This is a genomic window from Variovorax sp. V15, assembly GCF_041154425.1.
In the GTDB taxonomy this organism is placed as follows: Bacteria; Pseudomonadota; Gammaproteobacteria; order Burkholderiales; family Burkholderiaceae_C; genus Variovorax; species Variovorax guangxiensis.
On the sequence record NZ_AP028659.1, the window covers coordinates 5867302 to 5886650 of the forward strand.

19 protein-coding genes are annotated in these 19349 nt (G+C 68.2%); 5 read left to right on the plus strand and 14 right to left on the minus strand.

All coding sequences use genetic code 11. The features are described 5' to 3' along the window. Positions 1 to 20: 20 nt before the first annotated feature. The 8 genes from ACAM57_RS27885 to ACAM57_RS27920 all read right to left on the minus strand — a co-directional run bounded on the left by ACAM57_RS27885 (position 21) and on the right by ACAM57_RS27920 (position 7198). Positions 21 to 731 (minus strand): ABC transporter ATP-binding protein, encoded by a 711-nt coding sequence (locus ACAM57_RS27885; RefSeq protein WP_369659699.1) that lies wholly within the window; start codon positions 729 to 731, stop codon positions 21 to 23. Next, positions 728 to 1489: an ABC transporter ATP-binding protein gene (locus ACAM57_RS27890; protein ID WP_369659700.1), complete on the minus strand. Its 762-nt coding sequence runs from the start codon at positions 1487 to 1489 to the stop codon at positions 728 to 730. Before ACAM57_RS27890 ends, ACAM57_RS27885 begins: the two co-directional genes overlap by 4 nt. Beyond that, entirely contained in the window at positions 1482 to 2462 is a 981-nt protein-coding gene (locus ACAM57_RS27895) for a branched-chain amino acid ABC transporter permease (protein ID WP_369659701.1), read from the minus strand. Before ACAM57_RS27895 ends, ACAM57_RS27890 begins: the two co-directional genes overlap by 8 nt. Further along, complete coding sequence (locus tag ACAM57_RS27900) at positions 2459 to 3331, minus strand: branched-chain amino acid ABC transporter permease (RefSeq protein ID WP_369659702.1); 873 nt, start codon at positions 3329 to 3331, stop codon at positions 2459 to 2461. The genes ACAM57_RS27895 and ACAM57_RS27900 overlap by 4 nt, the downstream gene beginning before the upstream one ends. 127 nt (positions 3332 to 3458) lie before the next feature. Further along, positions 3459 to 4661 carry an ABC transporter substrate-binding protein gene (locus tag ACAM57_RS27905; protein WP_369659703.1) on the minus strand — a complete coding sequence of 401 codons (1203 nt, stop codon included), beginning with the start codon at positions 4659 to 4661 and terminating at the stop codon, positions 3459 to 3461. Positions 4662 to 4680: 19 nt separating this feature from the next. Then, the gene (locus ACAM57_RS27910; RefSeq protein WP_369659704.1) at positions 4681 to 5460 is read right to left on the minus strand and encodes a GntR family transcriptional regulator; all 780 of its coding nucleotides are present in this window, start codon (positions 5458 to 5460) and stop codon (positions 4681 to 4683) included. A 108-nt stretch (positions 5461 to 5568) separates the two neighbouring features. Beyond that, the gene (locus tag ACAM57_RS27915) at positions 5569 to 6417 is read right to left on the minus strand and encodes a fumarylacetoacetate hydrolase family protein (RefSeq protein ID WP_369659705.1); all 849 of its coding nucleotides are present in this window, start codon (positions 6415 to 6417) and stop codon (positions 5569 to 5571) included. A gap of 25 nt (positions 6418 to 6442) precedes the next feature. After that, entirely contained in the window at positions 6443 to 7198 is a 756-nt protein-coding gene (locus tag ACAM57_RS27920; RefSeq protein ID WP_369659706.1) for an SDR family NAD(P)-dependent oxidoreductase, read from the minus strand. 150 nt (positions 7199 to 7348) lie between these two features. Here ACAM57_RS27920 and ACAM57_RS27925 point away from each other — a divergent pair, with 150 nt between their 5' ends. Genes ACAM57_RS27925 through ACAM57_RS27940 form a run of 4 tightly spaced genes read left to right on the plus strand, consistent with a single transcriptional unit; the run spans position 7349 to position 11641 of the window. Beyond that, a complete protein-coding gene (locus ACAM57_RS27925; protein ID WP_369659707.1) occupies positions 7349 to 8065 on the plus strand; it encodes a FadR/GntR family transcriptional regulator in 717 nt (238 codons plus the stop codon). 29 nt (positions 8066 to 8094) lie between these two features. Further along, the gene (locus tag ACAM57_RS27930; protein WP_369659708.1) at positions 8095 to 9621 is read left to right on the plus strand and encodes a UxaA family hydrolase; all 1527 of its coding nucleotides are present in this window, start codon (positions 8095 to 8097) and stop codon (positions 9619 to 9621) included. Between the two features lie 25 nt (positions 9622 to 9646). Continuing rightward, positions 9647 to 10579 carry an SMP-30/gluconolactonase/LRE family protein gene (locus ACAM57_RS27935; RefSeq protein WP_369659709.1) on the plus strand — a complete coding sequence of 311 codons (933 nt, stop codon included), beginning with the start codon at positions 9647 to 9649 and terminating at the stop codon, positions 10577 to 10579. 3 nt (positions 10580 to 10582) lie between these two features. Then, the gene (locus tag ACAM57_RS27940) at positions 10583 to 11641 is read left to right on the plus strand and encodes a malate/lactate/ureidoglycolate dehydrogenase (protein ID WP_369659710.1); all 1059 of its coding nucleotides are present in this window, start codon (positions 10583 to 10585) and stop codon (positions 11639 to 11641) included. Positions 11642 to 11661: 20 nt separating this feature from the next. Here the strand turns inward: ACAM57_RS27940 and ACAM57_RS27945 are convergent, their stop codons facing one another. The 4 genes from ACAM57_RS27945 to ACAM57_RS27960 form a co-directional block, all read right to left on the minus strand. Beyond that, positions 11662 to 12543 (minus strand): DMT family transporter, encoded by an 882-nt coding sequence (locus ACAM57_RS27945; protein WP_369659711.1) that lies wholly within the window; start codon positions 12541 to 12543, stop codon positions 11662 to 11664. A 182-nt stretch (positions 12544 to 12725) separates the two neighbouring features. Beyond that, on the minus strand, positions 12726 to 13376 hold the full coding sequence (gene slmA, locus ACAM57_RS27950) for a nucleoid occlusion factor SlmA (RefSeq protein ID WP_126021561.1): 651 nt from the start codon (positions 13374 to 13376) through the stop codon (positions 12726 to 12728). Positions 13377 to 13444: 68 nt separating this feature from the next. After that, positions 13445 to 14338: an acetylglutamate kinase gene (gene argB / locus ACAM57_RS27955; RefSeq protein ID WP_093207312.1), complete on the minus strand. Its 894-nt coding sequence runs from the start codon at positions 14336 to 14338 to the stop codon at positions 13445 to 13447. Positions 14339 to 14526: 188 nt separating this feature from the next. Beyond that, positions 14527 to 15624, minus strand: coding sequence for a glycosyltransferase family 4 protein (locus ACAM57_RS27960; RefSeq protein WP_126021562.1), 1098 nt, complete (start codon positions 15622 to 15624; stop codon positions 14527 to 14529). A 45-nt stretch (positions 15625 to 15669) separates the two neighbouring features. Between ACAM57_RS27960 and ACAM57_RS27965 the strand changes: the two genes are divergently transcribed. Further along, positions 15670 to 16419, plus strand: a complete 750-nt coding sequence (locus ACAM57_RS27965; protein ID WP_369659712.1) for a glycosyltransferase family 2 protein — start codon at positions 15670 to 15672, stop codon at positions 16417 to 16419. A gap of 21 nt (positions 16420 to 16440) precedes the next feature. Here the strand turns inward: ACAM57_RS27965 and ACAM57_RS27970 are convergent, their stop codons facing one another. Then, positions 16441 to 17424: a glycosyltransferase family 2 protein gene (locus ACAM57_RS27970; RefSeq protein ID WP_369659713.1), complete on the minus strand. Its 984-nt coding sequence runs from the start codon at positions 17422 to 17424 to the stop codon at positions 16441 to 16443. Beyond that, a complete protein-coding gene (locus tag ACAM57_RS27975) occupies positions 17424 to 19295 on the minus strand; it encodes a glycosyltransferase (protein WP_369659714.1) in 1872 nt (623 codons plus the stop codon). The genes ACAM57_RS27970 and ACAM57_RS27975 overlap by 1 nt, the downstream gene beginning before the upstream one ends. Positions 19296 to 19349 lie beyond the last annotated feature (54 nt).

The window sequence follows — 19349 nt, forward strand, 5'->3', positions numbered from 1 at the left end:
TCTCGTTGTTCTTCGGCGCTTCACAGGCCCAGGTAGGCGCGCCGCAGTTCGTCGCTTTGCAGCAGCTCGTCGGGCTTGCCCGAGAAGCGCACGCTGCCGTTCTCCAGCACGTAGGCGCGGTCTGCGATCTCCAGCGACTGGCCCACGTTCTGCTCGACCAGCAGCACTGCGAGGCCGCCGTCGCGCAACTCGCGGATCAGCGTGAACATCTCCTCCACCAGCAGCGGCGAGAGGCCGAGCGAAGGCTCGTCGAGGATCAGCAGCACCGGCTCGGCCATGAGCCCGCGCGCGATGGCCAGCATCTGCTGCTCGCCGCCGCTCATGGTGCCGGCGTGCTGGTCGATGCGCTCGCGCAGGCGCGGGAAGATGTGGAACATCTTCTCGAGGTTGGCCGCACGCCGCTCGCGGGCGCGGGTGAAGGAGCCGAGTTCGAGGTTCTCGAGCACGCTGAGGTTGGGGAACACCTTGCGTCCCTCGGGCACCTGGATGAGGCCGGCCTTCACCACCTCGCGGTAGTGCGCGCCCGTGAGGTCGCGCCCGTCGAAGCGCACGCTGCCGCTCCACGTGGGCACGAGGCCGCAGACCATCTTGTTGAGCGTGGACTTGCCCGCGCCGTTGCTGCCGAGCAGCGCGACCATCTCGCCGGCATTCATCTGCAGGTCGACGCCGCGCAGCACTTCGACGCGGCCGTAGCCGCCGCGCAATCCGCGGATTTCAAGCAGCGGGTTCATGCGGCAGCTCCCGCGGCCGCCTTGCGCAGGCGCGCCGCCGTGCCGTGGCCCAGGTAGGCCTCGACCACGCGCTCGTCGGAGGTCACCTGCGCCGGGTTGCCCTCGGCGATCAGCCGGCCCTGCGCCAGCACCCACACGTGCTCGGCCAGGTTCATCACGGCCTGCATGACGTGTTCGATCATCAGCACGGTCACGCCGCTGTCGGCGATGCCGCGAACCACCGGCATCATCTCGGCGATCTCCTGGGGGTTGAGGCCTGCGAGCACTTCGTCGAGCAGCAACAGGCGGGGCCGCGTGGCGAGCGCGCGGGCGAGTTCGAGCCGCTTGCGGCCGGCCACGGTGAGGTCGGAGGCCGGCTTGTCGAGCTGCGGCGCCAGGCCCACGCGCAGCGCCACCGCCTCGGCGCTGGCCAGCGCCTGGGCGCGGCTGCGCTCGTGCAGGTGCGCGCCCACGGCGATGTTCTCGCGCACGGTCTGCGCGGCGAAGGGCTTCACGATCTGGAAGGTGCGCGTCATGCCGAGCACGGCGTTGCGGTGCGGCTCGCGGCCGGTGATGTCGTGGCCCGCGAAGCGCACGGTGCCGGTATCGGGCTTGAGGAAGCCCGACATCAGCGCGAACAGCGTCGTCTTGCCCGCGCCGTTGGGGCCGATCAGCGCCGTGAGGCTGCCTTCCTTCACCGCCAGGCTCACGCCCTGCACGGCCTTCAGGCCGCCGAAGGAGCGCGAGATGTTGTCGAGTTTCAACAGGGGCTCATTCATCGCGGCCTCCCTTCGCCTTCCACAGCTGCCGCACCGACAGCCCCAGGCCCGCCACGCCGCGCGGCAGGAAGATCACGATGAGCACCAGCACCGTGCCGTAGATGACCATATTGATGCCCGGCAGCTCGCCGAACAGGTTGCGCGTGAAGTCCGACAGCAGGTGCAGCACCACCGCGCCCAGCACCGGCCCCCACAGCGTGCCCATGCCGCCCACGATGGCGGCGACCAGCGCCTCCACCGAGGTGACCGAGCCGTAGGCGATGCCCGCGTCGATGTACTGGAACACCTGCACGTAGAAGGCGCCGGCCGCGCCCATGAAGGCTGCCGACAGGCCGATGGCCGCGAGCTTGACGCGGAACGGGTTCACGCCCACGGCGCGTGCGGCGTCCTCGTTGTCGCGCACGGCCTGCAGGTAGGCGCCGAAGCGGCCGTTGCGCAGCCACCAGGTCACCAGCAGCGCCACGACCACCATCGCCAGCACCACCCACATGTAGCCGGCACGCGAGGCGAACTGCATGTTCGCCACCGATTCGCGCAGCGGCACCATCAGGCCCACGCCGCCGCCGGTGAACGAGACCGAGGTCGCGAGGATGCGGAACACCTCCGCGAAGGCCAGCGTGACGAGCGCGAAGTACGAGCCCTTCAGGCCGTAGCGGAAGGTCAGCGCGCCGACGAACAGGCCCACCAGCGCGCTGCCCGCGATGGCCAGCGGCAGCGCGACCCACGCGTTGATGCCGCCCTGCAGCTGCGCGATGGCCTGGATGTACGCGCCCGTACCGAAGAACAGCGCATGCCCGAACGAGAACTGCCCGCCGAAGCCGCCGAGAATGTTCCAGGCCTGCGCGATCAGCGTGGCGTACAGCGCCATCATCACGAAGTTGAGCATCACGCCAGACTGGGTGAAGAACGGCACGCAGCCGACGACGGCCGCGAAGAGCGCGATGCCCGCAAGTTGCTTCACGCCCGCGCTCATGCCTTGGCTCCGAACATGCCCTGCGGGCGGAACAGCACGACGCCGATGAAGATCGCGAAGATCCCGATCTGCCCGAGCGATTCGCCCAGGTAGAGCCCGCCGAGCGACTCGACCACGCCGATCAGGAAGCCGCCGACGAGCGCGCCCACAAAGCTGCCCATGCCGCCCAGCACCACGATGGTGAAGGCCACGAGCACGAAGCCGCTGCCCACCTGCGGGTTGACGTAGTACGCAGGCAGCAGGAAGCAGGCCGCGGCACCCAGGCATGCGAGGCCGATGCCGAAGCTCATCGCGTAGACGTGGTCGACGTCGATCCCCATGAGCTTGGCGCCCTCCTCCTCCTTGGCCACCGCGCGGATGGCGCGGCCCAGATCGGTGCGGCCCATGATCCAGAACAGGATGCCCGACACCGCCAGAGCACCGGCGAAGGCGACCAGCTTGGGCACGGCGATCATCGCGGGCCCGATGGCCACGGTGCTCAGCGAGTAGGCGGTGTCGATGCTGCGCGTGTCCGACTTGAAGAACAGCAGCGCCAGGTTCTCCATCACGATGGCGATGCCGAGCGTGGCCAGCAGGATGTTCTCGTCCTTGCCATGGCCCGCACGGTTGATGACCACGCGCTGCAGCGCATAGCCGAGCGCGAACATGCCAGCAACGGCGATGGGCAGCGCCAGGTAAGGGTCGATGCCCCAGCGCTCCTTGAGGAAGTACACCGCGTAGAGCGCCAGCATCAGGCTCGCGCCGTGGGCGAAGTTGATGATGTGCAGCACGCCGTAGATCAGCGTGAGCCCCACCGCGATCAGCGCGTACACGGCGCCGGTCGTGAGTCCGTTCAGGACCGACGGGAAGAGGATGGTGATGTCTGGCATTGGCTGTCGGGGGCTGGGCCGCTTTCCTGGCTGTGCGTCTTGCGTGGGCGTGCCGCTTCACCGGACTCCGTGCATGCCCGGAATCCGTCGAAGCGCTTCATGGGTGGTGCCTCTTCTCGGCCCGGCTTCAGGCCTTCAGCGGGAAGACCGGCTCGACCTCGCGGTAGTCGCGCGGGATGATGACCTTGATGTCGTTCTTCACCACCTGCGTCATGAGCGGCTGCGCGCCTTCGTTCTGGCCGTTGACGAACCGCGTGGGGCCGTACGGCATGATGTGGTTGGAGAAGGTGCTCTTCTCCAGCGCGTCGATGATGGCCGCGCGCTCGGCGGACTTCGCGCGCTCGATGGCATCGGCCAGCAGCCACATCGCGGTGTAGGTCATGAACACCTCGTAGCTGAAGAACTGGCCCTTGGCCTCCACGCGCTTGCGCAGCTCCTGCGAGCGCTTGTCCTTCGGATTGAACCAGTGGTTGCAGTCGATGATGCCGTTGGCAGCGTCCGGAAACTCCTTCACGAACTTGTAGCTCGACGCGGCGCCGCCCAGCACCGAGAAGATCGCCTTGGGCACCACCTTCTGCTGCTGCATGGTGCGCACCAGCAGCGCGTATTCGTTGTAGTAGTTGGCGGGAATCACGATGTCGGGGTTGACCGACTTCATGCGCAGCACGATGTTGTTGAAGTCGCGCGTGGGGTTGGCGTGCTTCACCACCTCCTTCACCTCGAAGCCGTAGCCCGGCAGCTCGCGCGAGAGCAACTGCGCGGTGCCGGCGCCGAACAGCGACTCCTCGTGGATGATCATCACCGTCTTGGCGGGGCTGCCGGCGGCCTTGTTGAGCACCAGCAGGTTGGCCATGGCCACCTCGGTCGACTTCTTGTACCCGGGCCCGAAGCGGAAGGTGTTCTTCAGCCCGCGCTCGACGATCTGGTCGGCCACGCCCACGTCGACCACGTGCGGCAGGTTGTACTTGGCCGCGGCCTGCGTGGTGGCCAGGCAGATGGCGGAAGCGAAGGCGCCCACGATGGCCGACACGCCGGCCTCGTTCATCTTCTCGACCTCGGCGGCGCCGGCCTGCGGCTGCGACTGCGCGTCGCCCAGCAGGGCCTCGAGCTTCGCGCCGCCGAGCGACTTGATGCCGCCTCCGGCGTTGATGTCCTCGATGGCCATGAGCGCGCCCAGGCGGCACTGCTGGCCCGAATAGGCCAGCGCCCCGGTGACCGGGTGCAGCACGCCCACCTTGACGGTCTTGGGCTGTGCGCCAGCCACGAGCGGGAAGGCGACGGCGGTGGCCAGCGCGGCCGAGCGGGACACGAAACTGCGGCGGTTCTGCATGGGGCTTTCCTTTTTCTCTTCAGTTGAACTGGGCTGACACGTCCTTGCTGACCCACACCTTCGCGTCGATGCTGCCCACGCGGGAAAGCTGCATCTCGTAGGTGTAGCGGTCGGGGCGGTAGAAGCCGTGCAGCCACTGCACGGGCCGCTCGTCCTCGTCGTAGATCAGGCGGCGCACCGCGAGCAGGGCCGAGCCGACGGAGACGTCGAGGTGCTGGGCGAGCACGTTGTCGGCCAGCCGGGCGGAGATGGTCTGGTGGGCGCGCCCCACCTTCACGCCCGACTCCTCCAGCAGCACCAGGATGGGCTTCTTCGACAGCTCGCGCCGACCGAAGCGGCGCGCGATGGTGTCGGGCACGTAGGTCGTGATGTGCGAGAGCGGCCCCTCCTTGGTGGAGCGCACGCGCACCGCCTTCTGCACCGCATCGCCGAGCTGAAGCTCCAGCGCCTCGGCCACCTGCGTGGATGCCGTGATGGTGGCCACCTCGATCACCTTGACCGAGGTGTGCAGGCCCATGGTGACGAGGTTCTCGAGCAGGCCGCGCAGGTTGGCGCGCTCCATGCTTCGGGTGCCCGGGCCTTCGCCGCCGGCCGGCGGCACCGCGCGCGTGCGGCGCCCGGGATTGCGTTCGATGAGCCCTTCGGAAGCCAATTGTTCCAGTGCGCGGCGCACGGTGACGCGCGCTACGTTGAACTGCCCCATCAGCGCCAGTTCGCCGGGAAGGCCATCCGCAAAGCGGCCTTCGTGCAGCTGCTCGCGCAGCACCAGATAGATCTGGTGGTATTTCGGCAAAGGCATCTGCGACATGCCGTTGATGGTTTTGCAGTTTCAATGTTCTGTCAATGGGACATTTGAAGCCACAAAAAAAGGCGCCAGCGGCGCCTTCCGGAAAAAGAAGCTTCAGGCTCAGAGCTTGAAGGGAACCACTTCCTGGCGCTGGTCGCCCAGGCCCTCGATGCCCAGCGTCATCACGTCGCCCTTCTTCAGGTAGAGCGGCGGCTTCATGCCCATGCCCACGCCCGGGGGCGTGCCGGTGGTGATGATGTCGCCCGGCATCAGCGTCATGAACTGGCTCACGTAGCTCACGATCTTCGCCACGGTGAAGATCATGGTCTTCGTGTTGCCGGTCTGCACGCGCTTGCCGTTCAGGTCGAGCCACATTGCCAGTTTCTGCGGGTTGGGCACGTCGTCGCGCGTCACCAGCCAGGGGCCGATGGGCCCGAAGGTGTCGCAGCCCTTGCCCTTGTCCCAGGTGCCGCCGCGCTCGATCTGGTATTCGCGCTCGCTGATGTCGTTGATGGTGCAGTAGCCGGCCACGTAGTCGAGCGCGCTCTTCTGCGGCACGTAGCGCGCGCGGGTGCCGATGACTACGCCGAGCTCGACTTCCCAGTCGGTCTTGACCGAGCCCTTGGGCAGCATCACCGGGTCGTTCGGGCCCTGCACGCAGCTGTTGGCCTTGGTGAACACCACCGGCTCCTTGGGCACCGGCAGGCCGGATTCGGCCGCGTGGTCCGCGTAGTTCAGGCCGATGGCGATGAACTTGCCCACGTTCGCCACCGGGCAGCCGAAGCGCGGCTTGCCCTTGACCAGCGGCAGCTTGTCGACCTTCTGCTTGCGCAGCCTGGCGAGGGCGGCGTCGCCGAGCTGGTCGGGGCCGATGTCCTTGACGACGGCGCTGAGGTCGCGCAGCTGGCCGTTGTCATCGATGAGGCCGGGCTTTTCCTTGCCGGGGTTGCCGTAGCGGACGAGTTTCATGCTTTCCTTTCAGTGCATTGATTGATCAGTAGGTGGAGCGGCCACCGGAGAGGTCGAAGACCGCGCCGGTGGAGAACGAGCAATCTTCCGTGCAGAGCCAGCCGACCATCGCGGCCACCTCTTCCACGGTGCCGAAGCGGCCCATGGGAATCTTCGAGAGCATGAAGGCGATGTGCTCCGGCGTCATCTGGTCGAAGATGGCCGTCTTCACCGCCGCGGGCGTCACGCAGTTCACTCGGATGCCGGTGTCGGCCAGTTCCTTGCCGAGCGACTTGGTCAGGCCGATGACGGCCGCCTTGCTCGCGCTGTAGGCGCTGGCGTTGGGGTTGCCGTCCTTGCCGGCCACCGAGGCGATGTTGACGATGCGGCCATGGCCCCGGTCGCCCTGCCTGCGCATCTGCGCCACCACCTCGCGGCAGCACAGGAACACGCCGTTGATGTTGACTTCCATCACCTGGCGCCAGTCGTCCACCGGGTAGTCCCACAGCTTGGTGTTGGGGCCGGTGATGCCGGCGCTGTTGACCAGCGCGTCGATGCGCGGCGCGTGCGCCATCGTGTCGGCTACCGCCCTGGCGACCGAGGACTGCTGCGAAACGTCGACCTTCAGCGCGAAGGCCCTGTCGCCGAGCGATTCGGCAGCCTTTGCAGCGGCGGCTTCATCGCGGTCCCACAACGTGACGCTGCCGCCCGAGGCGACCAGCCGCTGCGCGATGCCGAAGCCCAGGCCCGTGGCGCCGCCGGTGACGACCGCGTGGCGGCCGTTGAAGTCGAGCTGGTTCAATGGGGTCGTCTCCTCGGCCATGTCCTCGGGTTTGGCCCGATGATGGTGCGGGCGATCTGGCGTATTCTGAATTGGCCTGACCACTTGGCCAATTCAGGACAACCCTTAACCGCTTTTTTCCTCGCCCTTCGCGTCCTTCCGCCCTCCTCCGTGCCGCTTCAGACCCTCGAACCCCAGCGCCTCTATCGCCAGATTGCCGAACAGTTGCGCGAGCTCATCGGCAAGGGCGAATTCGGGGTGGGCGCGCGCATTCCCGCCGAGCGCGACCTTGCCCGGCAGCTGGGCGTGAGCCGGCCGTCGGTGCGCGAGGCGCTGATCGCGCTGGAGGTGGAAGGCTGGGTCGAGGTGCGCACCGGCTCGGGCGTGTACGTGCTCGACCGCTCGAGCCGCACGCCCGCGCCGCCCAATGGCGCTGCGGGCATCGAATGGGGACCGCTCGAAATCATCCGCGCGCGCCGCATGGTGGAGGGCGAGACCGCCGCCACCGCGGCCCTGCAAGGCAAGCGCAAGGACGTGGACGCCATGCGCCGCGCGATCCGGATGATGCGCGAGCTGGCCGCGCGCAACGAAGTGCCGCACGAGGGCGACCGCGCCTTCCACCTGGCCATCGTCAACGCCTGCGACAACGTGGTGCTGACCGAGACGGTACAAGGCTTCTGGGAGTCGCGGCACGGGCCGATCTTCGCCCGGATGATCGATTACTTCGAGACCATGGAGTCGTGGCAGGTCGCCATCGGCGAGCACGAGCTGATCCTCGAGGCCATCGCCGCGCGCGACCCGGCCGCCGCTCGAAGCGCCATGCACGAACACATGGACAAGTTCCACCAGCGGTTCAGCGCGAGCTGGCGCCGCACCAAGGCTTCCTGAACCCCGAGGACCCGAGGAAGAACACCACGATGACTCCCTACATCCGACTCCATCCCGCCGACGACGTCGTCATCGCGCGCTCCCAGCTGCTCGGCGGCACCGCCGTCGAAGGCGTGGCCGTGCGCGGGCTGATTCCGCCGGGCCACAAGATCGCGATGCGCGACATCGCGCAGGGCGAGCCCGTGCGCCGCTACAACCAGATCATCGGCTTCGCGAGCCGCCCCATCGCCGCCGGCGAGCACGTGCACACGCAGAACCTCGACATGGGCCCCGACAAGGGCGACTTCGAACGCGACTACGCCTTCGGCGCCGACGTGAAGCCCGCCCCCACCAAGCGCGAAGCCACCTTCATGGGCATCAGGCGCGCCGACGGCCGCGTGGCCACGCGCAACTACATCGGCGTGCTGACCAGCGTGAACTGCTCGGCCACGGCCGCGCGCGCCATCGCCGACCACTTCTCTCGCAAGACCAATCCGCAGGCGCTGGCGGCCTTTCCGAACGTGGACGGCGTGATCGCGCTCACGCACGGCACCGGCTGCGGCATGGACACGCAGGGCATGGGCATGCAGATCCTGGAGCGCACGCTCACGGGCTATGCCACGCACCCGAACTTCGCGGGCGTGCTGGTGGTCGGCCTCGGCTGCGAGGCCAACCAGATCAACGCCTGGCTCGCGACCGGCCACCTGGCCGAGGGCGAGAACTTCCGCACCTTCAACATCCAGGACACGGGCGGCACGCGCAAGACGGTCGAGAAGGGCGTGGCGCTCATCAACGAAATGCTGCCGCGCGCCAACGCGGTGAAGCGCGAGCCCTGCAGCGCGGCGCACATCACGATCGGGCTGCAGTGCGGCGGCTCCGACGGCTACTCGGGCATCAGCGCCAACCCGGCGCTCGGCGCGGCGGTCGACCTGCTGGTGGCGCACGGCGGCACGGCCATCCTCAGCGAAACGCCCGAGGTGTACGGCGCCGAGCATCTGCTCACGCGCCGCGCGGTGAAGCGCGAAGTCGGCCAGAAGCTGGTGGACCGCATCAAGTGGTGGGAGCACTACACCGCCATCAACGAAGGCGAGATGAACAACAACCCCTCGCCGGGCAACAAGGCCGGCGGGCTCACCACCATCCTCGAGAAGTCGCTGGGCGCGGTCGCCAAGGGCGGCACCAGCAACCTCGAGGCGGTGTACGAATACGCCGAGCCCGTCACCGCACACGGCTTCGTCTACATGGACACGCCGGGCTACGACCCGGTGAGCGCCACCGGCCAGGTCGCCGGCGGCGCCAACCTGATCTGCTTCACCACCGGGCGCGGCTCGGCCTACGGCTGCGCGCCCTCGCCTTCGCTCAAGCTCGCGACCAACTCGGCGCTGTGGCAGCGCCAGGAGGAAGACATGGACATCAACTGCGGCGAGATCGTGGACGGCACCGCGTCGATTCAGGAGATGGGCCAGCGCATCTTCGAGCTGGTGCTGGCAACCGCATCGGGCGCGCACTCGAAGAGCGAGCAGCACGGCTACGGCCAGAACGAGTTCGTGCCGTGGCAGGTCGGCGCGGTGATGTGAATTGAACCCATCGACGAGGAACGGCATGGCGACTCTCCCCTTCGGCTTCCTGGAAGGCACCGGCTTCGAACAATTGGACCCGCGCTTCAAGGGCTGCATTCCGGGCCCGGAGCGCGTGCAGCGCCTATGGACCGGCGCGCGCTGGTGCGAGGGCCCCGCGTGGTTCGCCGCGCACCGCACGCTGGTGTGGTCGGACATCCCGAACAACCGCATGCTGCGCTTCGACGAAGTCAACGGCACGGCGGGCACCTTTCGCGAGCCATCGGACAACACCAACGGCAACACGGTCGACCGCCAGGGCCGGCTGGTGAGCTGCGAGCACCTCACGCGGCGCGTGACGCGCACCGAGCACGACGGCACAGTCACCGTGCTGGCCTCGCACTGGAAGGGCAAGCGGCTCAATTCGCCCAACGACGTGGTGGTGCACTCGGACGGCGCCGTGTGGTTCACCGACCCGAGCTACGGCATCCTCTCCGACTACGAAGGCCTGAAGGCCGAGAGCGAGATCGGCGCCTGCCATGTCTACCGCATCGATCCGCGAAGCGGCGAAGTGGAACTCATGGCCGACGACTTCGTGAAGCCCAACGGGCTGGCGTTCTCGCCGGACGAATCGCTGCTGTACATCGCCGACACGGGAGCCAGCCATGCGGCGGACGGTCCCCGGCACATCCGAAAATTCAAGCTCGGAGCCGATGGCCGCGCCTTGAGCGGCGGCGAGGTCTTTGCCGAGTGCACCAGCGGCCTCTTCGACGGCTTCCGCCTCGACACCGAAGGCCGCATCTGGACCAGCGCGCTCGACGGCGTGCACGCCTACCACCCCGACGGCACGCTGCTGGGCAAGATCCTGCTGCCCGAGCGCGTGGCCAACGTCTGCTTCGGCGGCCCGAAGCGCAACCGCCTCTTCATCTGCGCGACCACGTCGCTCTACGCCATCACGCTGAACGCGAAAGGAGCCTGATCCATGTCCCATACGCTCAAGGCCGACCACCTGCAGGCCACCGTCGCCCGCATCCTCGAAGCCGCGGGCAGCTCGCCCGCCGAGGCCCGGCAGGTGGCGGCCAACCTGGTGCTGGCCAACCTAAGCGGGCACGACTCGCATGGCGTGGGCATGCTGCCTCGATATGTCGACGCAGTGGCCGAGGGCGGCCTGAAGCCGAACGCCGCGGTGCGCGTGAACCTCGACATCGGCACGCTGATGGGCCTGGACGGCCAGCACGGCTACGGCCAGATCGTCGGCGTGCAGGCGATGGAACTGGGCATCGCGCGGGCGAAGCAGCACGGCAGCTGCATCTTCACGCTGGCGCATGCGCACCATCTGGGGCGCATCGGACACTTCGCGGAGATGGCGACGGCGCAGGGGCTGGTGTCGATGCACTTCGTCAACGTGCTCTCGCGGCCGGTGGTCGCGCCCTGGGGCGGCGGCGACGGGCGCTTCGGCACCAACCCGTGCTGCATCGGCATTCCGCTCGCAGGCGCGGAGCCCTTCGTGCTCGACTACGCGACCAGCCGCGTGGCGCAGGGCAAGATGCGCGTGGCGCACAACAAGGGCGAGGGCGTGCCCGACGGCTACCTCATCGACGAGAAAGGCGCGCCCACCAACGACCCCGGCGTGGTGGTGGTGCCGCAGGGCAACGGCCTCTTCGGCGCGCTCATGACCTTCGGCGAGCACAAGGGCTACGGCATGGCCGTGGCCTGCGAGCTGCTCGGCGGCGCGCTCACCGGCGGCGGCACCTGGCATCGGCAGGCGGACACGGCACGCACGGTGCTCAACGGCATGCTCACGGTGCTGATCGACCCGGCGAAGCTGGGCACGCAGAAATCCTTCGACGAGGAAGCCCGCGAGTTCGTCGCCTGGCTGCGGCAGAGCCCGCCCGGGCAGGGCTTCGAGGAAGTGCAGATCGCGGGCGAGCCGGAGCGCAAGGCGCGATCGGCGCGGCGCACGGACGGGATCTGGGTGGACGATGCGACCTGGGGGGAGATCGTCGCGGCGGGCGCGAAGGTGGGCGTGCAGGTCTCGTAGCCCCTGGCCGGCCATCCAGCCTAAGGACGGGCGCTTCGCGCCTTCTGGCCGAGCACGAGCGCGATGCCGCCCAGGATTGCCACGGAGGCCGCCGCCAGCCGCGGCGTGATCGCCTCCGACAGGAACAGCACGCCGCCGAACGCCGCCAGCAGCGGCACCGACAGCTGCACGGTGGCCGCGCGCATGGCGCCGAGGCGGCTCAGGGCCGCGTACCAGACCACGTAGCCGAGCCCTGAGGTCAGCGCACCGGAGGCGACAGCGAGCACGAGGCCGGTCGCGTCCGCGCGGGCGCTGGCCGCGAACACGAGGCTCAGCGCCAGTGCGAGCGGCACCGCACGCGTGAAGTTGCGCGCGGTGGCAGCCAGCGGATCGGCCACCCCACGGCCGCGCAGCGAATACACGCCCCAGGCCACGCCAGCGACCGCCATCAGCGCGGCGCCCAGTAGCGGCGGCGCGGCAATGCCCGGCAGCACCAGGTAGACGAGCCCGCCCGCCGCCATCGCGAAGCCGAGCCATGCGAGCACCCCGAAGCGCTCGGTGCCGGAACGCAGGCCCACGCCGAACATCGTCAGCTGGACCGCGCCGAACAGGATCAGCGCACCCGTGCCCGCCGGCAGGCTGAGGTAGGCGAAGGAGAAGAAGGCGACGTAGCCGAACAGCATGACGGCCGCCAGCCAGTCCACGCGAGCCGGCGAGGCCTGCGGCTGTGCCCTGAAGCGCACGATGAGCCCCAGCATGAGCGCTCCCGCCACGAGCCTGACGCTGCCGAAGCTCGCGGGGTCGATGCCCTTGTGTTGCAACGCGAGCCTGCACAGCAGGGAGTTGGCCGCGAATGCGAGCATGGCCACCGTCGTGAGGAGGATGGTCCGCAGACCTTGGGGGCCACGCGCCGCGTCAGGCATGCTCGCACACCCGCCACAGGCGGGGCTCCATCGGACCGACCGTGCCATGGCTCATGCGCCCTCCGTCGAGGCAATCGGGGCAACCATCGGCTCGCCACCTGGGCTGGCGGCGAGGGGCTGGACGATGCTACTCCGCCCGAGAGCTCGAGGCGAGCCGGCCAGGGCCCCTGCAGGGTACCCCGTCAGACGATCAGCGCGATCGTCGCTTCCAGGTGCTCGGACGGCGCGCGGCGGAAGCCCGAGCGCGCGAAGCGCTGCAGCTGCCCCACCACGAAGGCCGTGAGCGCCGCGGCGCGCACCTGGGCGTCGACGCTGGGCGTGGCCGAGCCGTCGGCCGCGGCGGCGCCGCGCAGCACCTGGCGCAGCGTGGATTCGATCTTGTCGAAGAACTGGTTCATGCGCTGCTGCAGGCGCTCGTTCTCGTAGACCAGCGCGTCGCCCACCATGACGCGGGTCATGCCGGGGTTGCGTTCGGCGAACTGCACGAGCAGCGTGAGGATGCGCGCGGCCTGCTGGGCGCCGGTGGCGCCCTCGCGCTCGAGGATCTGATTGACGAGCGTGAAGACGCTCTGCTCGATGAAGTCGATCAGGCCCTCGAACATCTGGGCCTTGCTCGCGAAATGGCGATAGAGCGCAGCTTCGCTCACTTCGAGCCGTGCGGCCAGCGCGGCGGTGGTGACCCGCTCTGCGCCCGGCTGCTCCAGCATGGAGGCGAGCGCCTGCAGGATCTGCACGCGCCGCTCGCCCGGCTTGGGGCGCTTGCGCGCCGGGGGAGTGGTCGTTTCCGCAGGAGTCTCTACGCCGGAAGCACTGGTCGTCTCTTCGTTCTGCATGGGAGCGCGTGCAAAGATGTAATCAATTGATTCTCGCACAGCGCAGTGAGCACGCGCCCACGCCGGGCTCAACGGGCGCGGATCATCGTCCCGTAGGCCTGGTCGGTCAGGATCTCCAGCAGCATCGCGTGCGGCACGCGGCCGTCGATGATGTGCACCGCGTTCACGCCGCTCTTGGCCGCGTCGAGCGCGCCTTCGATCTTGGGCAGCATGCCGCCAGAGATGGTGCCGTCGGCGAACAGGTCGTCGATCTCGCGGGCGCTCAGGTTGGTGAGCAGCTTGCCGTCCTTGTCGAGCACGCCGGGCGTGTTGGTCAGCAGCATGAGCTTCTCGGCCTTGAGCACGGTGGCGAGCTTGCCGGCGACGACGTCGGCGTTGATGTTGTAGCTCTCGTTCTCCTCGCCGAAGCCGATGGGGCTGACCACCGGGATGAAGGCGTCGTCCTGCAGCGCCTTGACCACGCTGGGGTCGATGGAGACGATGTCGCCGACCTGGCCCACGTCGTGGTGCAGGTTGGGATCGTTGCGGTCGGCCATCTTGAGCTTCTGCGCGCGGATCAGGCCGCCGTCGCGGCCGGTCAGGCCCACGGCCTTGCCGCCGGCCTGGTTGATCAGGCCGACGATGTCCTGCTGCACCTCGCCGGCCAGCACCCACTCGACGACTTCCATGGTCTCGGCGTCGGTCACGCGCATGCCCTGGATGAAGCTGCCCTTCTTGCCCAGACGGTTGAGCGCCGCCTCGATCTGCGGGCCGCCGCCGTGCACCACCACCGGGTTCATGCCCACCAGCTTGAGCAGCACCACGTCTTCAGCGAAGTCGGCCTGCAGCGCCGGGTCGGTCATGGCGTTGCCGCCGTACTTGATGACGATGGTCTTGCCGTGGAACTTGCGGATGTACGGCAGCGCCTGGGCCAGGATCTCGGCCTTGTCGCGCGGGGGGATGTTGAGGACGGGGTCGGTCATGGGCGGTCAGGCTCCGAAGCGGTGGACGATCAGGTGAGGCTCAAATTCTCGCGCAATCCCGGTGACAGCCGACTGACTGGCTTCGCGGGAAACACCGTGGAACCGGCTTTGCCGGGCCACCGGTGTTGCCCCCTGCAAGGGGGGTGGCGCAGCGACACGAAGTGCGCGAAGCCTGGGGGTGTGCCTGTTCATGGCCGCAGCCAGCGCGGGACCTTGAAGCGCACGATCATCAGGTACGCCCCGACATAGGTCGTCACGAACAGCAGGCAGAAGAACATCAGCACGATCGTGTTGTTCCAGAACAGCACCGCCGGCACCACCGACAGGGCCGCGAACATCCACAGGTAGGGCGAGGTGCGGTTGTTGCGCGCCAGCAGCTGGCGGGCCTCGTCGTCCGCGAAGGCCACGCGCACGATGCGGCGGAAGATCAGCTGGTGGAAGTGCAGCGCGTCGGCCGTGCCCGGCGACTGCCCGCGCGCCAGCTTGCGGTAGATGGAGAACAGCGTCTCCCACACCGGGTAGATCAGCAACAGCATCGGGAACCACGGCGACACCACGCGATGGCGCTGCACCAGCGTCACGCAGGCCACGGCGATCACCATGCCCCAGACGTAGGCACCGCCGTCGCCGGCGAAGATCTTGCCGCGCGGGTAGTTCCACACCAGGAAGCCGAAGGTGGCGCCGACCAGGCAGACCACCATGGCCGCCAGCTGCCGGTCGCCGACCTGCAGCGCCACGTGCGAGATTGCCAGACAGACCAGCACGGCGACCGTGCCCGCGAGCCCGTTGTAGCCGTCGATGATGTTGAAGGCATGCGGCAGGCCGCCGATGGCCAGGGCCGCGAAGAGCACGGTGGCATAGGGAACCATCGCCAGCCAGCCGTCGACCGTCTCGAAGCCGGTGCGCGCCACGCCCAGCCCCAGCAGCCAGCACACCAGCAGCGCCGAGCCGATGGTCAGCCCCAGCCGGTAGCGCACCTTCACGCGCTGGGTGACGTCCTCGACGATGCCGCCGAGCACCGCGGGCAGGATGCACACCAGCGTGAGCATCGAGGTCGTGACCGGCCAGGAGACGTTGAACGGGTCGGTGCCGGTGATGCCGGCGGCCAGCCAGGCCACGCCCATACCCATCAGGATGCCCGCGCCGCCCAGGCGCGGCACGTGGCCCTTGTGGAAGCGCTGGGGCATGTCGGCGCCGTAGATGCGGGCATGCCGCCGCGCACGTCGCATGAACACCTGGACCGAGAAGGCGGCGACGAAGAAACTGATGACGATCAGAGCAATCATGTGTGGGGTTTGGGGAACCCTAGAATTCCCGGGCGAAATTAGACCATGTCCACGCCCCCCTCCTCCCGCCCTCCCATCACCATTTCGATCGTGAGCCACGGCCAGCTCGCGCTGGTGCTGCCGCTGCTGGAGCAGTTGGACAGGCACAGCCGCGCCGTCATCGACAAGGTTTTGCTTACATTGAACATCCCCGAAGCCGACCTGCTTGCGGGCCGAACCTGGGGCTTCGCGGTGGAGCGGATCGAGAACGCGAGCCCCAAGGGCTTCGGGGCCAATCACAACCAGGCCTTCGAACGCTGCGGCACCGAGTGGTTCCTGGTGCTGAACCCCGACATCCGCTTCGACAACGACGTGCTGTCGCCACTGCTCGCGCAGGCCGCGACGGACGCCGGCCTGCTGACGCCGCGCATCCTGGAACCCGGCAAGACGGAGCCCGAACCACACCGGGCGCTGCTTACGCCGCTGGAAATCGTCGGAAGAAAGAAGCCCGGCTACGTGGGACCGACGGTGCCGGCATGGATTCCAGGCCTGTTCATGCTCTTTCGCAGCAAGGCCTACCGGCAGGTCGGCGGCTTCGACGAGAAGTTCTTCATGTACGGCGAGGACTTCGACATCTGCGCCCGCACCCGCCTGGTGGGCTGGAAGCTGCAGGTGGGCGAGAACCTGCTCGCCCGGCACGATGCGCAGCGCGAGAGCCACCGCAGCAGGAAGTACCTGTACTGGCACGTGACCAGCCTGCTGAAGGTGTGGCTGTCGGCCTCGTTCTGGCGATACCTGCGACTGCAGGGCCGCTAGCCGGCCCTTCAGCCGGGACGGTCAGCCGCGCTCGAAAACGTCCTGCACGATGGCCTGCTTGCCACGGCCGAAGCGTTCATAGCGGCCGCGCGCGGCCTCCAGAAGGATCGGGAGCACGCGCAGCGGACGCGCCGCCGGCAACTCGGCCCTGAACCGCTGGTGCGCAACCTTGGCGCGCTGCGCATCCAGGCAGCCCGGCCGTACCCGGTCACCAAGCTGCTGCAGCCGCTGCAACAGCGCCTCGGCCCGGCGCAGCCGCGCCACATGCTTGTCGCCCCGCTCCACGAAAGCCTTCGCCACCTTCTCGGACAGCGTCAGCCGACGCGCGCCGATCTGGTTGTTGCCGTGCTGACGGTAGTCGATGGTCGGCTCGGGCAGCACGTCCATGCGGCCCGTGGCAGCGGCAATAGCGGCGAGCCACTCGTCGTGCACCCACTCGGGCGAGAACGGCAGCGCCGCATCGAGCAGGCTCCTGCGGAACATCGTCGTCGCGCCGGTCACCAGATTGCGGCGCAGCAGCACGCCAAAGGCCTCGCCGCCCGCAATGGCCTGCAACTCGGCCGGCTGCACCTCGAGCGCATGGAAGAGCGTGGAGCCCAGCGGCTTCAGATCGCCGTCGACCAGGCGCGCGTCGGTATGCAGCAGCAGCAGATCGGGCCGCGCCTCGAACTGCGCCACCATGCGCGCCAGCCGCCCGGGGTGCCAGACGTCGTCCTGGTCGCACAGCGCGATGAGGTCGTGGCTGCAGGCGCGCACCGCCTGCTCGAAATTGCGCGTGACGCCCAGCGGCGGGGAGTTGCTGAACACGCGAAGCACGATGCGGTCGGCAACGCCGCACTGGGCGAGGATGTCGCGCACCACCGCCAGCGTGTCGTCGGTGGAGCCGTCGTCGGACACGACGATCTCTTGCGGCAGCGGCTCCTGAGCGCAGATGCTGCGCAGCTGCTCGGGGAGATAGCGTGCGCCGTTGCGGGTGCAGAGGGCGACGGAGACTTGCAGGGGCATCAGACCGGAGCCAGCCGAGGGGGCCAGGCGTAGCTGAAGTCCTCGCGCTCGAGCATGAGGTTGGGGCTGTAGGCCGGGTCGTTCTCCAGCACAGCCCCCCATCGGCGCTTCATGTAGTCCACGTCCTCCAGATAGGGGGCACTGGCTGGTTCGCCAGCCTTTCTTGCACGCGCGGCTGCGTCCCTGTGGTCGAGCAGCTCTGCATAAGGCGTCCAAAGGGTGCGCAGGCCGGCCTCTGCCAGGCGCAGGCAGAAATCAACATCGGCAAACGCCTCTTTCAGATGGTTTCCATCGAGGCCGCCCACCGCAAGATAACGATCCTTGCGGATAACCAGGCAGGCCGAGCTGACAGCCGAGAGCGACTGAATCAGCGCGGCGCGGCCTCCATAGCCTTCACGCCCCGCGGGCATTCCGCGATGCGAGCACCCGGCTATGCCGTCCACCCCCAGGCCCAGGATGATGCCGGCGTGAGTCAGTATCCGGCGGCGGTCCATGAGGCGCGCACCGACCGCTCCGACGCCGGGCTGCAACGCCAGGCTGGCCATTTCGACCAGCCACTCGGGCGACAGGACTTCGAGGCGGTCATCGATCAGTGCGACCACCTCTCCCATTGCACCCTCGACCGCCGCATTGCACAACGCGGCCGCGCCTTGCCGCTGGGCATGCCTGAGCACGCGCACGTTCTTCATCTTGGCCAGCGTATCGAGGCAGGCCTGGGCTGCGGTATCGTCCGAGGCGTTGTCTGCCACGACGATCTCGTAGTGGGGGTAGGAGGTCTTCGCGAGGATCGAGTCCACGCACCTGCGCAAGGACGCCGCGGCATTTCGCGTGGAGATGACCAGCGACACCAACGGCGGCGCATCCGGCAACGCATAGTGCACCCGGTAGCCGAAGCCGATGTGCTCCGCCCGCGCGCGGGTCTGCGTACGCTCGAAATGCTCGTTGAGCGCGCGCTCGCCGGCCACCACGGCATAGGGCTTGGCGTCCATCGACTTCGCGGTGCTCTCTGCATGCACGCGCCAGTGGTAGAGCACCCTCGGGATGTGGCGCACCTGCCTGGGCTCGATGCGTTCCATGCATCGAATGACAAGGTCCCAGTCCTGCGAACCTTCCAGCCCCAGCCGGAAGCCGCCCACGGCGCGAACGAGATCCGTCGAAAGCACGCCCAGGTGGCTGAACATGTTCTGCGAGCGGAAAAGATCGGGGTTCCAGTCGCACTTGAAGTACGGGCCCGAGCGGGTCAGGGACTCGTCGATCTTGTCCTCGTCGGAGTAGATCAACTGCACATCGGGATGCCCGGCGATGCAGTCGGCCACCCAGAACAGGGCATCCGCCGGCAGCAGGTCGTCATGGTCCATCAGGGCGATCCACGTGCCCGAGACCAGTTCGAGCGCGCTGTTCGAAGAGGCGGAGATATGCCCGTTCTTGGGCCGGAACACGACCTTGATGCGTGGGTCGCTGTCCGCGTAGGACTTCAGGATGGCCCGCACCTCCTGCGAGGGCGATGCATCGTCTGCGATGCACAGCTCCCAGTTCGGATAGATCTGCGCCCGCACCGACTCGATCGCCTCCCGCAACCACGCCGGGTTGGGGTTGTACGAGGGCATGAGCACGGAAATCAACGGCTTGTCGGCCATGGAGGCCACACGCTCAGCCAGCCGGGCACTCTCCGCCGCGGTCAGCGTGTCATGCTCACGAACCCAGCGCGGATAGTCGTTGAACCCCGTGACGCGCCGCCCGAGCTCCCACTTGATGCCCCGCCAGCCCGCCTTCCGGAACATCCGCCAAGCACGCTGGAGCCGCCCGCCCACACCGGGGGTTCTCCAGAGCACGGTAAGGAAGAAGTCGAGGAGCCGAGATACAGATTTCATAGACGACTTGCCGGCAGGGCGGCAAGGAGGGAACCTTTTTGCGGGATGGGAGCC

Excerpts from the sequence above, each read along its gene's own strand:
- ACAM57_RS27885 (WP_369659699.1), bottom strand. The coding sequence starts at position 731 with ATGAACCCGCTGCTTGAAATCCGCGGATTGCGCGGCGGCTACGGCCGC.
- ACAM57_RS27935 (WP_369659709.1), top strand. The coding sequence starts at position 9,647 with ATGGCGACTCTCCCCTTCGGCTTCCTGGAAGGCACCGGCTTCGAACAA.
- ACAM57_RS27915 (WP_369659705.1), bottom strand. The coding sequence starts at position 6,417 with ATGAAACTCGTCCGCTACGGCAACCCCGGCAAGGAAAAGCCCGGCCTC.
- ACAM57_RS27890 (WP_369659700.1), bottom strand. The coding sequence starts at position 1,489 with ATGAATGAGCCCCTGTTGAAACTCGACAACATCTCGCGCTCCTTCGGC.
- ACAM57_RS27930 (WP_369659708.1), top strand. The coding sequence starts at position 8,095 with ATGACTCCCTACATCCGACTCCATCCCGCCGACGACGTCGTCATCGCG.
- ACAM57_RS27905 (WP_369659703.1), bottom strand. The coding sequence starts at position 4,661 with ATGCAGAACCGCCGCAGTTTCGTGTCCCGCTCGGCCGCGCTGGCCACC.
- ACAM57_RS27960 (WP_126021562.1), bottom strand. The coding sequence starts at position 15,624 with ATGATTGCTCTGATCGTCATCAGTTTCTTCGTCGCCGCCTTCTCGGTC.
- ACAM57_RS27975 (WP_369659714.1), bottom strand. The coding sequence starts at position 19,295 with ATGAAATCTGTATCTCGGCTCCTCGACTTCTTCCTTACCGTGCTCTGG.
- ACAM57_RS27900 (WP_369659702.1), bottom strand. The coding sequence starts at position 3,331 with ATGCCAGACATCACCATCCTCTTCCCGTCGGTCCTGAACGGACTCACG.
- slmA (WP_126021561.1), bottom strand. The coding sequence starts at position 13,376 with ATGCAGAACGAAGAGACGACCAGTGCTTCCGGCGTAGAGACTCCTGCG.
- ACAM57_RS27965 (WP_369659712.1), top strand. The coding sequence starts at position 15,670 with ATGTCCACGCCCCCCTCCTCCCGCCCTCCCATCACCATTTCGATCGTG.
- ACAM57_RS27910 (WP_369659704.1), bottom strand. The coding sequence starts at position 5,460 with ATGCCTTTGCCGAAATACCACCAGATCTATCTGGTGCTGCGCGAGCAG.
- ACAM57_RS27895 (WP_369659701.1), bottom strand. The coding sequence starts at position 2,462 with ATGAGCGCGGGCGTGAAGCAACTTGCGGGCATCGCGCTCTTCGCGGCC.
- ACAM57_RS27970 (WP_369659713.1), bottom strand. The coding sequence starts at position 17,424 with ATGCCCCTGCAAGTCTCCGTCGCCCTCTGCACCCGCAACGGCGCACGC.
- ACAM57_RS27940 (WP_369659710.1), top strand. The coding sequence starts at position 10,583 with ATGTCCCATACGCTCAAGGCCGACCACCTGCAGGCCACCGTCGCCCGC.
- ACAM57_RS27945 (WP_369659711.1), bottom strand. The coding sequence starts at position 12,543 with ATGCCTGACGCGGCGCGTGGCCCCCAAGGTCTGCGGACCATCCTCCTC.
- argB (WP_093207312.1), bottom strand. The coding sequence starts at position 14,338 with ATGACCGACCCCGTCCTCAACATCCCCCCGCGCGACAAGGCCGAGATC.